General features: G+C 35.9%; 1 protein-coding gene. It reads right to left on the minus strand.

Annotated elements, in window-relative coordinates:
• Positions 1-33: 33 nt before the first annotated feature.
• A protein-coding gene (locus B7700_RS00025) for an IS3 family transposase (RefSeq protein WP_142358585.1) occupies positions 34-1,382 on the minus strand; the annotation gives its coding sequence in 2 pieces (ribosomal slippage) (positions 34-932 and positions 932-1,382; 1,350 coding nt in all).
• Positions 1,383-1,437 lie beyond the last annotated feature (55 nt).

The following is a 1,437-nucleotide window of genomic DNA, read 5'->3' on the forward strand; positions in this document are numbered from 1 at the left end:
ATTGTACTGACCCCAAAAAGTTAGACAATTAATTTAAGCAAAGGATTTAGTTCTGTATTGTACAGGGCTAAGTCCTTTTAGTTTTACCTTAATTCGTTTGTTGTTGTAGTAATCAATATAGTCTACAATAGCTTGTTCCAAGTGTTCAAGTGACTGAAACGTATTCTCATAACCATAAAACATTTCAGACTTAAGAATGCCAAAGAAAGATTCCATCATACCGTTATCTGGGCTATTTCCCTTACGTGACATAGATGGTTGAATTCCCTTATTCTTTAAAAAATGATGATAGAAATCGTGTTGGTATTGCCATCCTTGGTCACTATGGAGAATTGTATTTTCGTAACGGTTCTCTGTAAAGGCTTGTTCTAGCATAGCTTTCATTTGTACTAAGTTCGGCGAAGTAGAAAGATTGTAGGAGATAATTTCGCTGTTAAAGCCATCTAAAACTGGTGATAAATAAAGCTTTTGGCTGCTTGCTGGAATGGCAAATTCTGTCACATCTGTGTAGCACTTTTGCATTGGTTTGGTTGCTTCAAATTGACGTTGAATAAGATTATCTGCTTTCTTGCCAACCTCTCCTTGGTATGAAGAATACTTCCGTTTACGGCGAATTCGAGCCGTTAAACCAAGTACTTTCATCAGACGCTGCACCTTCTTATGGTTCACTACGAAGCCACGATTTCGTAATTCTAGAGTCATGCGACGATAGCCGTAATTTCCTTTATGCTCAGTATAAATTGACTGAATTTCAGCTTTAATATCATAATCTTTATCGCTTTGATCCAGCTGTTTTAAGTGGTAATAATAAGTTGAACGGGCAAGCTTAATAATCTTTAGAAGGATATCTAAAGAAAACTCTGTTACCAGTCCTTGAACAATTTCCGTTTTTCTTCTTGCTCCTTTTCGTCCCTCAATCGGAGTTCTCTCAACTTTTTTAGAATGGCATTCTCCGCTCTCAAGTACTCATTTTCTGCTTGAAGACGTTCTAATTCTGTCATATCTTCAAATCTCTTCTTTGGCTTACGTCCCATTTTAGGTGGTCTCCCTCTTGTTTTCTCAACAATAGTATACCCGTTTTTCTTATATTGTGCCAGCCAATTCGAAAGTAATCCACTACTTAGAAGAGCATAATCCAGAGACGCCCTAATTTGTGAATGCCCCTCAAGAAGAACTTTATCAATGATCTCTTGTTTTAGTTCAGGAGAATAGTAACAATTCTTTCCTTTTTTGACGAACTCTATTCCGTAACGATCAATCAATTTAATCATGTACCTAAGATTAGAATTGTTTATCCCAAATTTATTTGAAAGCTTCTCTAAGCTATATCCTTGTTTTCTAAGTTCATAGATCTGAACTTTATCATCATAACTCAATTTCATAATAAAACACCCCAAAAGTTAGATTTTTTCTGTCTAACTTTTGGGGTGCAGTTCA

This window comes from Streptococcus mitis, from assembly GCF_002096755.1.
Lineage (GTDB): Bacteria > Bacillota > Bacilli > Lactobacillales > Streptococcaceae > Streptococcus > Streptococcus mitis_AC.